Source organism: Lacihabitans sp. CCS-44, from assembly GCF_024343735.1.
GTDB lineage: Bacteria > Bacteroidota > Bacteroidia > Cytophagales > Spirosomataceae > Leadbetterella.
In genome coordinates, this window is the sequence record NZ_RJUE01000054.1 from 50,441 (window position 1) to 66,425 (window position 15,985).

The window sequence follows — 15,985 nt, forward strand, 5'->3', positions numbered from 1 at the left end:
ATTTTAAATTTTAATTAAATATGACCATGAAAAACTCAATTTTAAAATTAATTCTCATGCTTTTGATGAGTATTTCTTTTGTAAATGCCCAAGTATTGGACTCTCAAAATAAAGTGGCCGTGGCCTTGGACGATGGAACACAAGTGGTCATGTACGGCCGAGCCAAATCACTCGATAATGGCTTTACAGGAGAATACTATTATTTGCCAACCAATCTACGGCTTTCAAAACGTGACGATGGTACCCCTGAATTTTTGTTTTTGAAATATACCACTGAACAAAGAGCCGATGCTGGCGGAGTTCAAGGAGCCTTGATGCACTTTCTTATGGAATGGGGTTTATCAGACACACAAATGAAAGAGGCCGAAACGAAACTAGTAGCGAAGGTCAAAGATTTAGCAAAAACGCCAGGCACACCTTTCAAAATGGTTACCAATCCAAAGCTGATGGGGCCAGCATCTTTAAGGTCAGATACACCAGAATCATTCAGGATTATTTCAGCTGTTTTGGGAGATAAAGGCTTTACACCCAGTATTGTAACATCTGGTAGAGCACCTCTTTTGCCAGGCTCTAAAATAGCTGTGGCCTCACGTTTGGAGAAAAACGGAGCACAATTATTGGCGGCAACTTTTGAAAAAAATCGTTCCATTACAGATGTTTCGCTCGATTTGAGATTCCGATATGATATTCTAACTCCTGCCGTCAACGGACGAATAGTAGTAAACTGGAGCAAAGTAGACGAAATGTATCAAGAATATAAAAGAGACTATACACATAAAGACAAAGATGATGACACAATGCCTTACAAAAATAGTTTGCAGGACGACATCATAACGGATACAGAAAGGGATAGTTTGTTCAGCAAAATGACAGAGAGCAAGGCTGTTACTATTGAGATTGATAACCTAAAACCCGATGACCCGAATGTGCAGAAAATTACAGCCACTTTTATGGATTATTTTATGTCTTCTATTTCGGAAAAACAAATGGCTGCTCCTCAACCAGCCGCAGCTCCACCTGCCGATGGTAGGTATAATCCACCTTCCGATTTGTACGAGTATCATATCACAAAAACAAAATATGAAAAACGTATAGCCACCAAAAATGAGACTTATAACCTGAAAGTCAGAATACCAGTGACTGAGGATATTACGATAACCGAAAACCTTGCCTCCTGGTACGATGGTGTAAAAGACAATCCCAAATGTGTGTCCTCTGTAAATCTCAACGATCCTTTTTTTCAGCACCGCGACATCAACTTTATTCTTGATTTAGAAGCAGAAGAGATGTTTGGAAAGGAAGTGAATTTTGTAACAGTAAATGTTAGAAAAAAGCGAAATTCAGGAAATGCCTTCTCTGACAGGGTAACGATTGATAGAGAATACCTTAAAAAGAAAGGAGTAAAAGCTACAATGACTTACGCCCGTGGAGAAGATAATAATCCAGATAGCTACGAATATCAAGCAATGTGGAGTCTTAAAGGCGGAAATAACTTCCCTGCTGACGCTCCTTGGGTAAAAGGCCAGTGGGACGGGGTCAACTTAGCTCCTCCTGTAAAACCTCGCACTGTGGAATTTGAAGCTAGTCCTGAAGAGCTGAAATTAAACGGAATAGTAAGAGCTACGCTGCAATTGCGATACATGAAATTTGGCAAAGAGACAGAAACAAATATTCCCTTGAGTACAGCCACTGGCAATCCATTGGCCAAGGACATCATTTTCCTTGACAGAGATACCAAAGGATACGCCTACAGATTAGTTTTTGATCACAAAGATAAAGGCAAACTGGCACTTGATTGGAAACCAGAGACCTCAGATTATGTGTATGCGGTTATTCCTGAAGAGTTTAGAGACGTCACTTCTGAGATATTCTCAAAAGCCATAGAGGCGGGACAAACCATACTCAAGCCTGACAGTGTCGGCGGAACCATTCTCGATAAGTTTAAGGATGTACTCGGAATTATTAAAAAATAAGACTTATGAAAAAGCTATTTTTTATTTCAATACTTCAGGTTATTTCCTGCCTAGGGTTTTCCCAAAACATACTTTTGGATAAACCTGTGGAGGCTGGCGGCTTGATATTATTTCCTGATGTTTATGAGCCTACAGTTTATTATTATTTGCCCAACAAGATAAGTTTGGGTAAACAGGCTGACGGGAAGCCTCAGTTTTCTTTTATGCGATATGTGCAGAATGTAAAAACTGGTGCCGAAGAAGAAACCCGAGGTGAGGGAGACGGCGGTGGTATAATTCATGCTTTGGTGCAGTTTGATGTGACCGAAGACATGTTAAAAGCTGCCCAGAGAGATATAAAACGGAAAGGCAACGGAATGGATAGTGCTGTTATTAGAGGGCCACTGATTTACAAAGGAGGCACATTGGCTATAGTTTCTTCGGCGGCTGACGAAAAAGGCGAATTTACCAAAAAAGTAGTTGGAGTGGGCAAAGCTCCAGTAATTGAAGGTACAAAAGCTGCTATTTCAATTCACCTCAACAAGTTGGGCTCAAAGGTTTTGTGGGAATCCTTCAAAACTGCTACGCCTGACTTGAGTTTTTCTTTTGTGATGGATGTTAGCGGTTATCGCTCACCTATAAAAGCAAATATTGTGGCAGATTTTGATCAGATATACGAGCATTCTATGTTCAAAGCTGGTCTAGAAGGTAGAAATGTTGACATTGGTATAAAAGCCGCCTTCAGTGATTTGGTACAATCCGGAGCTATAAAAGTCAATAACATTGGGTCGGATAAATCTCAAGAAGAACTTTTAGAAATAGCTTTCAACAAGCTTTCTGCTATGATGTTTGAGCCAGTAAATACCAATGAACAAGCACCTCAGCAACAAGCAGATCCCTTGGGTGGCTTGGCACAAATCATCGGCTTGGCATCTGGGGCAGCCACTGGGGGAGTCGGAACGGCCGCCACCGTAGCTGCATCTACAAAACTTGTGGTTGGTTTCCAATTTAAAAAAGAACGCAAAAGAGGAAAATTTGTCATTGATCTCAACAAAAGTATGAGCGAAGAAGTATCCTTCCGATTCGATGAGAATGTGGGTAGCGATGCAGTAAAATGCACCTCTTGTTATCGCCAAGTAAATCTCGATGATCCGTTTTTTCAGCAGAGGGAAGTGTTGGTTTCTGTGGATGGTTTAAACTCTGACCAGTTTGCTAAATACATAAATTTCGCCACCATATCGATGAAAAAAATGCATGGATCTAATGGTGATGCAACCATTCAGGAGGTAAGAGTTGGTCCAAAAGAATTCAATGCAGGTAATGTCTATCGTCTGCTTTATGGGTGGAAAGACGCCCTAGATAACAACAGAGCCGATTGGCTAAAGTATGATTATAAAACGACTTGGAGTTTTTTTGGTGATCATAAAATTGAAACCGACTGGAAAACCTCTGACCAGATTGGTGTAAACCTTGCTCCGCCTTTTCATCCTGTAAAAATCGATTTTGAAGCTAGTCCTGATTTGGTAAAAGAAAATCAAATTCGCTTAATAAACATTAAGATTTATTATGACTACGGCGATGGCGAAAAAATGGAACAAGTTACTATAAAAAGTACGGACAAAGTACTCGCTCAAAAGGCTGAGTTTATGCTCAAAAACGGAAATTATACTTACGATTATGAAATAAATTGGCGACTATCTGGCAATAGAGCCATGACCAGTGGCAGGAAAAAATCGTCAGACACCACGCTTTATGTGGATGAGTTGCCTCAATAATTATTTGAATTTTAAATAAAATAGACATGAAAACTAAAAAAAATGTAAAAGTCTTCTTGTTGATAGGAATACTGATTTCTGTCAAAATTGGATTTGGGCAGCAGATTCTTCTTGATAAACCCTTAAGAGCTGGTGATTTAACTTTATTTCCGGAATTAAATAATGAGACTGTTTATTATTATCTTCCTGATAAAGTAAGAATTGGAAAACACGCAGATGGGAAACCACAATTTTCCTTTTTAAGATATGTGGAAAATGTCAGAAGCCAAAATGAGTCTCGAGAAGGTGAAGGTGGAGGAATAGTACATGCTGTCATCGAATTAAAAGTTCCAGATGAAATGCTATCAAAAGCAAGGCAGGAGTTGAGGCGTTTAAAATCTAATGCTATTATTCAGGGACCAATTGTATATAAAGGCGGAACAATTGCTTTAATTTCCTCTTTTACTGACCCAACTAGTGGGTTTACAAAAAAAGTAATTGGGTTAGGCAAAGCTCCAATATTAGACAATGAGAAAGCTGCTATTTCTGTGTTGTTAACTAAGCAAGGTGCAAAAATACTATGGGAGTCTTTTAGAACCCCAACACCTGATATGAGTATTTCGTTTGAAATGGAAGTTACTGGATTTAGGTCTCCAATTGGAGCAACTATTGAGGCGAATTTTGATCAAATTTATTCACATCAAAACATCCAAGCTGCAGTCGCAAGTCCTGTTTTGGCAGCAGAAATAAATCAAACTTTTGATGATCTTGTGAAAACTGGTGCAATAAAAGTAACTCAAGTCGGAACTGATGCCAATATTGAGAGAGCAGTTGAAGCAGCCTATACCAAACTTACAAATATGATGTTTGATCCTGCTGGAGGGTCTGGTACACCTAGTCTAAATCAATTGACAGGTACAGGCGGACAACCAAGCCTATTGGATAGAGCAACTACAATGTTAAATACCGCTCGGACAGAAACTCGGCAAGAAAATGAAAGAAGAAGAACCGAAGCTACTGAAGAGCTAAGGAATTCTGAAAGATTAGTTAATCCTGCCACTAATCCGAGTACTACACCTGCACCACCACCTACACCAGAGACTCCGGGTTTGCCTAGTGGTATGCGGAGAGTGCCAAATGATCAAATGACTCAACTGGAAGATGTTTATAATAGAAGAAGAAATCTGATAGAGCAGAGCCAAGTTCCACAACCTTCATTGGCGGTTGCATTTTCATATGAACTAAAAAAAATTCATCAACAAGGGATATTTAGAATAGACCTAAACAAATTTAACTCAGATAATTTAGTAATGAGATTTGATGAAAACTTTGGGCAAATCAATTGCCAAGAGTGTTTTAGGCAAGTTAATATTGATGATCCATTTTATCAACAGAGAGAATTGTTGGCATTTTTGGATGGTGCCAATTCAGGGGATTTTGATAAGTATATTAATTCTGTAAATGTTACACTTAGAAAAAAACATGCTTCGGGTGAGATTTCTACTGATGAACTTAGAATCGATAGGAAAAATTTAAATGCTGAAGGCAATAATTTTAAACTCATTTATGGATGGAAAGGGGATGAAAATAGATCTAAATGGCTGGATTATGAATACAAAGCAGATTGGTTCTTTTTTGGCGGCTTTAAATCTAGTTCTGATTGGCAAAAAAATTCTACATCCACCATTCCATTGTCTGCTCCGTTTGTACGAAGGTTAATCAATATAGAAGCCGATCCAGATGTAATTAAGGCCGAAAACGTAAGATCAATCGAAGTCAAAGTTTTTATAAAAAATGGTGAAACAGTTCAGCAAAAAGATTTAAGATTAAATACAAGAAACAATCAATTTTCAGGTCAAATTGAAAGTATTCAATCTAAAGACAATCAAGATTTTGAGTTTGAAATAGTTTGGTATTTATCTGATGGAAAAACAAAAACTTCTGGACGAAAAACATCAAATAGTACATTAATTTATGCAGACACTTTATAATTTATTAACATGAGAAATATATTGATTTTCCTTATTTTTATAATTGCCCAATCAACCTATGGGCAAACTGTAAATTTTATATATGCTGCTCCGACAGCAAATATAAATACTGCTTTTGGGGCTGGAAATACTTTTGGGTTTACTGTAAAAGATGCCCATAATAACGATGTTCCTGTTGTAAATGGTTATAGGTTTATTATTGTACAACCTAGCAACCTAGCAATTTTTAGAGCAAATGCATCTACAGGTATAAAAAAGACATATGACTCATTGAGTAAAAATACTTCAATGGTTCACAGAAAACTTCAAAAAGTACTTACACTGGCTCAGCCTAATAAATTGGAATCTATAAATGTTTTCATGATTAACGATGTTGGAGGTTTACCGAATGATGCTGGTAGGTATTTTTGTCCTAGTCCAAGAAATGGAAATTTAATGGCTTGGCCATGTGCAAATACATGGTATTATACACCAAATAGCAAACATTATGGTAAAGTTTCCTTTGGAGAGGTCGCAATTAGTAGTCATGGTGATTTTAAGGAATGGGAGGCTACACTTTTGCATGAATTTTCACATACCCAAATGCTGAAAAACGAAGATACTACCTCAGCAAATTGCGGTTGGGGCAATGGGGGATGCGTTTCGATTGCATATGGAGGAGATAGTGGTCACTGGGGTGAAGAACTACAAGGTGATGAGCAATCGCCGTTAGATGAAGGCTTGGCTACCTTTTGGGGTTTGGAACATTCGCCAAACACAGCGGCAACTCTTGAAGCATTTTTAGTGAATAATGGAAATAGATTTTTATTAGGTAGTCATTCTTTTTTAACTGGAACTTCAGAAATGTGGAATGCCCCTCACAATGAAGTTTTCACCGTAACGGTTCCTGAAAGAAATGCTAATGGAGATAGAATAATTAGTGTACCACCATGGAATCCAATCAATTTAGTAAGCAGTCATATACAGACAGGTGCTAATTATCAATTGAGGTCTTATAAATGGCTTGATGTACCTGGAAAGTTTATGTATTCAAATGAATTTATGATTCAAGGTTTTTTAAATATTTATTATAAAAAGGCCTTTGAAAAAAAAGATACCTCGTATAATAAAATTCTTTCTGTTTCAAGATTGTTGGCATACCCATCTGATCATCAAAGGCATAGATATACAGTTAGAGCCGCTATGTGGCTTGCAAAAGAAATGGAAAATTATGCAAACTCAACAACTGGAAGGGCAGAAGCAACCGCAGGATCTTTGGTTTCAAGTATTTTTCCTTTAGCCTTGTATGATATGCTGGCTCATTTTGGTATGTCAGACGCTGATTTAAGAAGGGAATTTGTAATCAGTAATTATTCAGTAAGTGGTGTTCCAACTTTAGCACAGCCACTTGCTTTCGAGTCATATATGCTAAAAAGGGCGGAAATTAAAAGGTTACTATGTCCATTTTTAAGTAATAATACAGATTGTAGGCAAGCCAATGCTCCAATTTTACTCAATGAGGCAGCAAATGCTTTAGTAACCTATTGTAAGGACCCTTCAAGAATTTTACGATAAATCTCAACAGCCATGAAATACACAATAATCCTATTTTTCATAAGTATTTGCTCTCTCGCACAGCCCCCTACAAGGGTGCTGTCGCGAGATTTGCAGACCGTCAAAACTGCCACGGTTTTAAAACCAAGTGTTGTGAGTTTTGTGAAGGTGCCAGCTGTGTTTGAAGTAACTGCCAGTCAGGCTAATACAAAAGGGCATATACTAAAACTAGACAATGTTTCATGTAACGGAAATCCAAATGCGGTGGTGTTTGCCATGCAAAAATTTGGCAATTACAATGCCAACGAAATTGGAGTTTGGTATGATGGCTCTTCTTGGACAGTTTTTAACCAAAATCGCCAACCGATACCTATGGGCTGCAAATTTAATATCTTGGCTTTTGACAATGCACCTGGAAATGTATTTACACATACAACTCAGACAAGTAATATCGCTGGCCATGTTACTACTATTGACAATCCCCAAACCAATGGAAAAGGTGACATCATCGCCATAGTTTCGCAAAATTATGGAAAATACAATACCTCGCCAGTTGGACTTTGGTGGAACAATGGCAAGTGGACAATTTTCAATCAGAATTTTAGTCCAATGCCAGTGGGGACAAAATTCAATGTTTTGGTACTCAAAGGAGATGTAGCTCGAAAATATGGAGAAGTTACAGCAATGGCTTCTCAGCAAAAGACAGAAGTCTCAAACCGAAAAATTCCCCATTTGATGACCATAGACAACAGTGCGGCTAATAATAATCCAAATGCTATAGTTTTTGCAACACACAAGTGGATAGGTACTTACAATGTCCATCCGGTTGGAGTTTGGTACAGCGGAGGCAGGTGGACGGTTTTTAATGAAAACCAGCAGGAAATGAAACTCAACAACGATTTCAATATTGTTGCATTCATTAAAGAGGGTTCAGGCTCAGACACCAAAACTTCGCCGGTAGTGAAAAAAGTCAATACCTATGATATCATCAAAAACAATCCCAACATATTGGTAATTAGGCCAAAATTTGAGTTGCCGGGTTCTACCACACCTTCTCAAATTCCTCCTCCAGCACCCGAGTCATTAGATCCTTTGGGGCCAAAAATGAGCGGAATTCCACATTTAATGCGTGCAGAAGTGAGTGAAAATTTCAGGCAAGTATTGACAAGGATTAATTTGTTTGATGAATTGTACGAAGACAAAAATCCCAAGTCCAATATTTATTATTATTTACCTGCCAAGTACTCTCTAAAATGGGATTCGGAACTAAAAAATTATTCATTTTCCGTGTATTACCTTTCTGCTGCAGACGGAAGTCGTGGCTCAGTGATAGTTACTGCCAAACTTTTTCCAAATATCAGAGAGGAAGATGTGATTTTGGCAGAAAAACTCTTGGCCAAAACTTATGGAAAAGAAGTAAAATTGAGGTCATTGACCATGCTTCTAAAAGACACACCAAAGGTTAATTTCGGAAGTGCCCTTTCAAATTTTGATGTGAAAAATGAAAGTATAAATATCACCGTTCCTTCTGATGTTTTTTCACCCATAATCATGTCATGGAGGATGGATACTCGGGTGGAAGACCTCATAGGTGCTATGATGAATGACCAGGGACTATCCGGAAACATCACTTTTTCGCCCATGGGAGATGTAGAAAAGAATATTTCGGTGATAGCCTCCATGAAAGTAAATGAAGCTCAGACATTCGGACAAATGCGATATGATGACGGTTTGATTTTGTTGAAAGAACCAAAAAATAATTTTGATTACCCAATTACGCTCAAGAATCTTTTGGTATTAAAGAAAAAAGATAACGGTACTAATTTTAGCACCGAGCAGATAAAAATCACCTCTATTTCATCACCACCACATGAGGTTTTTAGAGTTAATCCGCTCGATATTATCAAAGTGAGTAAAGCCACCTTGGTAGAGCCTATGGATTTCGTGAATGACAAACGAGACTCTATCAGGAAAAAGGAGGTTGAAAGTATATGGGTGGATTATAGTGTTGACAATTGTGCCGACTGCAATTTGGCTATTCAACAAAAGATTCTGAATGGTACTACGTCAAGCAAAATTCAAAAAATTGCTTTGGAAGTGATGAATCCCTTAGAATTCACAAAAGCATCGGCCATAAAAATACAGATAAAGTCTGTGATGGGCGATCCAAATGGGAAAAGTGAGCAGTTACTTCCAACTATTGATATAAAAGAAGATTTAAAGTCTATTTCGGGTGGTGATTTGTTTGTAACAGAAGGCAAAGACCCGGCTTTTGATTACAAAATCTATGTTTTAATGAAAGATGGGACGCTGTTAGAAAGTGACTGGATAACCCATGACAATTTGATTTTGACTTTGGGCGAAGCTCAAATAAAAGAATTATTCTCACAATTTGCCAATCCATGAAGACAAAAATAAATATCAAAAAGTATTTGGCCTTAGCGATTGCTTTGGTCAATACTTTGATGATTACTGCACAACCCAATATGAGTACTAAAAAGGTTATAAATGATTTAACTATCTATCAAGATTTTCTGAATAAAAAGATATTCTATTTTGCTCCAGGTCATATAAAATTGGTAAAAGAAGCCAATGGCAAACCGAAGTTTTCACTTTTATCGATGAGATACACTGGCACATCTGCCACTGGGAATAGTGGTGATAAAAGATTTACGAATCTTGTTCAGTTTACCGTGCAATTGGAAAGCCCTAAGCCAGAAGTTGTGAATTCTGTAAAACAATCTTTAGGCGGGAATGGAATTCAACTTCGATCTTTTCCTGTCAAAAATATAGAGAACAATTTGGTAGCTTTTTTCAACGATAAAGAGAAAGAAATTGCTAAATCAAGCGGAATAATTGAGGAGAAAACAGGAAGTTCTGAAAGCTTTTGGACGGAGAGAAGCCTCAATTTTAGACTCAGTAATGAAGATGCTCAATTATTGATAGACCAAATAGAGCATAAAAAATGTGCTTTAAGCTTTAATTATGCATTTTGGGGCGACTGTGTCAATGGAGTGGATGGAACAGTAAATATTACAGGAACTAAGAGGATAAAGCCAATTGAAATTTCGGCGGAGATAGTCAAAGACACCACTATTAGATACCAAGTAGTTTCTTCGGATATTTTACAGATTGAATTGGACCATGAAAAATTTCCAGACTTGATCGAAAAAATCGACCTCAATGAGGAAGTTCCGCCTGCCTACGCACTGTTAGAGGCTCGTTGTTATGATTTTTATGACAATCTGCGTCCTGATTTATTTATGAAAACGCTAGAAATACAAGCTGTTGGAGTAAATGGAAAGCCAGTTTTATTGCCTGCAAAGCGATTTACAAAAAACAAACCCGATGTTTTTTCTATTCAGATTCAATTTCCTTTTGCTGTTCGCATGTATCAACCTTTCAAATATCGAGTTACCGAATATCTTTCAGATGGCAAGCGATTGGAAGGTCAATGGATTGAAAAGGCCTCATTTACCGAATTAATTGATATCACTACGCCTCTAGATTTGAACAAATATGAAAATAAGAGCTTGGAATTTGAGCTTGAAAATGAGGGTTTTATACGAGATAGTGTTGCTACAATTGAAGCTGAATTTTCTTATTTTCTTAATGAGAAAACTGTTGCCAAATTGATAAAGTTTGATGATTCCCAAAGATTACTAACTAACATTCTTTTTGATAAAAATCATCCTTTGTTGTATGCCTTTTATGTCTCTCTAAAAAAAGGTGGTAAACTAAAAACCGAATCTAAAGAACTAATTGAAAGTTATTTATATATAAAATCTAAAGATATTTTCGACAATCTGAATTAACCAAAATAGCCATGAAAACCATTAAATTTCTAATCCTTTTCTTGTTTTTTACAGGAGCATTTGCTCAGGTAAAAACAACCTTACCCGTGAGTCCTAGCATTAAAACTACGGTGCCTATCACTACAAGTCCAGTTGTGAAAACAACCACTACGCCAACAGTAAAGCCGGTGGTGACACCAACGGTAAAACCTGTATCAAACGTCAATCAGGCGGTAATTACCGGTCCAGTTATTAAAAATACGACTCCTGTGGTAACAGGTACAATAATTCCTGGAGTAATAAAACCACCAGTAACAGGCGGAAAAACTCCAAGCCCAGTTACTACTACAAATCCCGTTACCACGCCCAGTTCTCCAACACCTGAAACTAGTCCGGGAGGCGGAGGTTTCAATCCAAATTTTGAAGAAGTATCGAGTGCAGTAGATAAATTAATAAACAATGATTTGGTAAAGAGCTTATTTACAAGACAAAAGGCTGTCAAAATTGAAGGAGCGTTGGGGCCTAATGTGGCCGTTCAAAAGAATGTTCGTTTATTATTGAAGGACAAAGAACTGAAGCCTTTTTTCGATAAAATAAATATCTCTGACGAAGTATTTGACGATAAAAATCCCGACGCCAAAGTTATTTATTATTTGCCTCAAAGTTATCAGATCAAATACTCACCAGACAAAAAAGATTATTCTTTTAATGTGTTTTATAAAACAGCAGATGCCAGTGAAGGTAGAGTTATTGCCACGGCACAGTTGTATCCCAACATAGACGAACAAGATATTTTGATTGCTGAAAAAATACTCAGGAAAGAGCTGAAAAAAGATATCCAATTGGTTCCTTTGCCATTGAATAATACTCCAAAAATATCGTTTGAAAACTTTCTCCAAACCAATTACAACATAGCAGAAGCTGATATTTCGACCCATGCCCCAACTGATATTTTTGATCCAATTACGGTTTCTTGGAAAATGGATGCCAACTCGGCAAATAACTTGGTAAATCTACTTACAAACAACCTAGAGATACCGGGCAACGTATATTTCTCTCCCAACACAGATGGAGCTAAGCAGATTCCGGTGCCTTTTAAAATCAAATTTAACGATAAGGATACCTTTGGTACTCTACAGTTTGTAAAGGATGAAAACACTTTTTCAGGCATCGTAAATAACAGTTTTGAGTATCCTATTGTGATTGAAAGTGCAAACGTTTTAAATGAAAAAGGCAAAAATTATGAAGTCAAGAAATTTGAAACAAAATACTCCAAAATGCAGCCCGGTGCTTCTTTAAACATAAAAGACATATTAAAGGAGCCAAAAGAATCTAAAGAAATACAGAGCCAGGATGCACAGCAAGTTTGGTTTACTTACTCTACCAAAACTTGCGAGGAGTGTGACCTTGGAATTCAAGAAAAACTATTAAAAGGAACTTCAAATAAATTGGTAAAGCGTATTGAAATTCAGGTGCTTACTCCAATTTCTTCCACTGGTGCAAACTCTTTCAGGTTACTGTTTAAATCTATTCAAGGCGATCCTAGAGGTACTAATGAAGTGATATTGCCCATGGTCACCATCAAAGAAGATAATACTGCAATCAATGGAGGAGAGCTATTTATTCTTAACAATGATCAGCCTACTTATCAGTATAAACTCATAAGAATAGACAAAGATGCTTCAAAAACGGAGAGTGATTGGATTCAAACCAACGATTTGCTTTTGATAATTGGTGAAAAAACGGTTACTGATTTGATAAAGAAATGAAACAATTGTTTTTTATATTTTTTTTCCTTTCAAAAAGCTTACTCGCTCAGCCAGATTTGAGTTCGAAGAAGACAGTAAATGGTATAATCTTTTTTCAAGATTTCAGAAAAGAAAACACCTATTATTTGATGCCACCAAAGCTACAACTAATCAAAGAGTCTGATGGAAAACCTAGGCTTGCTTTGATAAGTAGCAGATATACAGGTAGTTCTGTTTATGGGGACGTGGGTGAAAAAAAATTTAGAAACATACTTCAGTTTGGTATAACCATGGAAAGTATGGACTTGGAAGCCATTAAAAACTTGAAGAATCAGTTGGGTGGAAACCATGTTAACTTGTTGATGATGCCCATAAAAAATCTTGAAACCACCGTACTGATGCCAGCTGCAACAGCTCAAAAAACTACTCAGAAACTAGGCAGAATTGGTTCTTTTACGGCTTCTAGCAACGACGAAAATACATTTGGGTTTTGGAAAGAAAGAACTTACTCCATTCATCTTGAAAACCAAGAGGCAGAATTGGTGAGTAGCTTGATGCAAGATGGAAAACTGTTTTTGAGTTTCAACTACGCCATTATTTCTGAAGTCATAAAGGGAACAAAAGTGGTAAAAAAAGTTATAAATCCTCGTCAGGTTTTTCAGAGTGTCCAATCAGAAGTGGTTGAAATAATTAAAGTAGACTCATTGGTTACGAGTCTTCCGATGAGAGCTGATGCTTTTTCTATCAATGTAGACACGCAGAAATGGAATCTTATCAGGAAAATTGATATCAATGAGAATATCCCGCCGGCCTATTCCGTTTTGGAGGCCCGATGTTATGATTTTACAAATCAACTTCGGCCAGATTTGGCCGTGAAGATTTTAGAAATCGAAGCTACTGGGCTGAATAACAACCCTGTAAGTCTTCCAAGTATTAAGTTTTTGAGTTCTCAACCAAGCATAAATACCATATCGGCAAGTTTTCCTTATGCTGTAAAACTGACCAAACCGCTTAGGTATAAAATAACAGAATACAAAAAGGATGGTGAAAAAGTGGCTTTTGAATGGGTCTCAAAAGACAATTGGGTGGAGGTGATTGATATCACAACACCCTTAGATTCAATAAAATACAAAACTTCTGACTTTGAGTTTGAAATAAACCCCGAAATGCTTCAAGATACTTCATTGGTCTCCATTGAAGTAGAAGTCAGTTATTCATTTATGCAAAAGCAACAAAAAAACACTTTAGATTTCACTAAAAACTCCTCAGTATTTCAAAGAAAAATATCTTTAATTTCTGACAAAAAAGTACCCATTAATTATAAAATTCTACTCAACGGAAAAGAGAAAATTTATGAAACAGAAATGAGAGAATTAACGGAAGTGTATTTGCTGATAAATCCTACTATGCTAGGTATTTAGCTCATGAAAATTTTAAAAAATCACTATGAAAACAAAACTACTTTTTATTGCTCTTTCTTTGTTTTGGTGTAATTCTTTTGCTCAAGAGGATTCAATAAAGACCGTTAAGGAAAAAGTAAAAATAACTACTGGGAAAATTAATGTCGGAGTGAATCAATACAAAAGTTTCAAAATATCAGACCGCCAAAACCCTTTTGAATTTACGGTTTCCGGTCAGCCTCTGATTCAATACAAAAGCTTTTATATGCCCATTAATTTTCTCGTTTCGACCTTGAGCCGAAAAAATCAACAGCCTTATAACTATATTGGTTTCATCCCAACTTTTACTTGGGGACGTTTTTATGTCGGCGACACCTACCTTGCATATTCTCCTTTTAGCTTAAATGCCCACAGAATATCGGGTTTAGGCTTTGACTTATATCCCGGCAAACACTTTCGTGTTGGCTTTATCTATGGCCGTATGCAACGTTCAGTGACCGAGGATTTTTCTATTCCAGACAACCCAAGTACTTTTTTGGTGGAAACACCTTTCCCAGCTTATGGCCGATATAGTTTTGCCGCCAAACTTGGCTGGGTCATAAAAGATAGTACTTACATCGATTTGCTTGTTTTTAAAGGAAAAGACAGGCTGAATTCTATTCCTGATATCACTAGCATCGGTGAAGACGGATTAAAAGTTATTAGTCCGGCTGAAAATTTGGTAGTGGGGTCGAAGTTTAACATTAGGCTGGGGAAAAGACTGTTTTGGATTACTGACATGGCCACAAGTTTGTACACAGCAAACCAGAATGCGGAGCCTTTTGAGGTAAGTGAGGTTTCAAACCCATTGATAAACAGGCTTCAAAGGAGTTTGTTGTCAAATTTTATGAATGTAAACTCGAGTTCGCAGTTGAGTTATGGTGCTGAGTCAGCTATAAGTTATTGGGATAGCACATTTAGTTTCAAATTAAAATATCGGGAGATTTCTCCCAATTACAAATCGCTAGGAAGCTATAATAATTTCTATGATACCGATGTAAGAAGGCTGAATTTTGCATCATCGCTTCAAAAAATGAAAGGCAAGTTGGTTATGAATTCATCACTCGATTATGAGCAAAATAATATAAGCAAGAATAACTTTTACACTGGGAAAACATTGTTGGGTCTTGCTGAAATCTTGTTTTTCCCAAGCCAAAAATTCGGCACTTTTATTCAATATACCGGAACCCTCAGTAACCAAAATGCCAAGGGATTTACCCGTGACCAATATGGAAGCACAAGTAATTTACACAATGTTTCTATGGTTTCGCGATTGACTTTTGATACACCAAAGGTTTTTAATCTCATTACACTCACTGCAATGTACAATAACATTCAGAATGACATTGTTTTTGAAAGCGTGAAGACACCATCTTTGTTTAATATTTACACACTCAATCTTGGCTACAACCTCACTTTGTTGAAAAAAGCCTCGACCATTGACGCTGGTCTCTGGAGAGTAAATCTATCAGATATTGACAAAAAGACACAAAGTAATACAGGATTGAATGCAGGTTATTCGCAAAATTTTCTTAAAAATAAAGCCTCTGCTGGTGGATCTTATTCTTTGTTTTTTAATAAATATGGTGATGGGAATTTTGGTAATACACATCAGTTTGGATTGAACCTTAATTATGCTGTTGTTCAGGGTCATAAGATTTGGTTTAGAGCTTCACTGCTCAATAATGCTGTTGATGCTCCAACATCAGACTTAAAGCCGTTTTCGGAAGTTCGAACCTCTGTGGGTTATGAAGTAGATTTATAAATTAAATTT

9 protein-coding genes are annotated in these 15,985 nt (G+C 37.1%); all 9 read left to right on the plus strand.

The window, feature by feature from the left end; translation table 11 throughout:
• The first annotated feature begins 26 nt into the window (after window positions 1-26).
• From EGI26_RS09645 to EGI26_RS09685, 9 genes are read left to right on the plus strand one after another with little or no spacing between them, the layout of a single operon-like run.
• Window positions 27-1,973 (plus strand): hypothetical protein, encoded by a 1,947-nt coding sequence (locus EGI26_RS09645; protein WP_255077924.1) that lies wholly within the window; start codon window positions 27-29, stop codon window positions 1,971-1,973.
• A 5-nt stretch (window positions 1,974-1,978) separates the two neighbouring features.
• Window positions 1,979-3,727 (plus strand): hypothetical protein, encoded by a 1,749-nt coding sequence (locus tag EGI26_RS09650; RefSeq protein ID WP_255077925.1) that lies wholly within the window; start codon window positions 1,979-1,981, stop codon window positions 3,725-3,727.
• 26 nt (window positions 3,728-3,753) lie between these two features.
• Window positions 3,754-5,697: a hypothetical protein gene (locus tag EGI26_RS09655; protein WP_255077926.1), complete on the plus strand. Its 1,944-nt coding sequence runs from the start codon at window positions 3,754-3,756 to the stop codon at window positions 5,695-5,697.
• Window positions 5,698-5,706: 9 nt separating this feature from the next.
• Window positions 5,707-7,251, plus strand: a complete 1,545-nt coding sequence (locus tag EGI26_RS09660) for a hypothetical protein (protein WP_255077927.1) — start codon at window positions 5,707-5,709, stop codon at window positions 7,249-7,251.
• Window positions 7,252-7,263: 12 nt separating this feature from the next.
• The gene (locus EGI26_RS09665) at window positions 7,264-9,636 is read left to right on the plus strand and encodes a hypothetical protein (RefSeq protein ID WP_255077928.1); all 2,373 of its coding nucleotides are present in this window, start codon (window positions 7,264-7,266) and stop codon (window positions 9,634-9,636) included.
• Entirely contained in the window at window positions 9,633-11,045 is a 1,413-nt protein-coding gene (locus EGI26_RS09670) for a hypothetical protein (protein ID WP_255077929.1), read from the plus strand. The genes EGI26_RS09665 and EGI26_RS09670 overlap by 4 nt, the downstream gene beginning before the upstream one ends.
• Window positions 11,046-11,056: 11 nt before the next feature.
• Window positions 11,057-12,793 carry a hypothetical protein gene (locus EGI26_RS09675; protein ID WP_255077930.1) on the plus strand — a complete coding sequence of 579 codons (1,737 nt, stop codon included), beginning with the start codon at window positions 11,057-11,059 and terminating at the stop codon, window positions 12,791-12,793.
• Window positions 12,790-14,193, plus strand: a complete 1,404-nt coding sequence (locus tag EGI26_RS09680) for a hypothetical protein (RefSeq protein ID WP_255077931.1) — start codon at window positions 12,790-12,792, stop codon at window positions 14,191-14,193. Before EGI26_RS09675 ends, EGI26_RS09680 begins: the two co-directional genes overlap by 4 nt.
• A 25-nt stretch (window positions 14,194-14,218) precedes the next feature.
• A complete protein-coding gene (locus tag EGI26_RS09685; protein WP_255077932.1) occupies window positions 14,219-15,976 on the plus strand; it encodes a hypothetical protein in 1,758 nt (585 codons plus the stop codon).
• The last annotated feature ends 9 nt before the right edge of the window (window positions 15,977-15,985 follow it).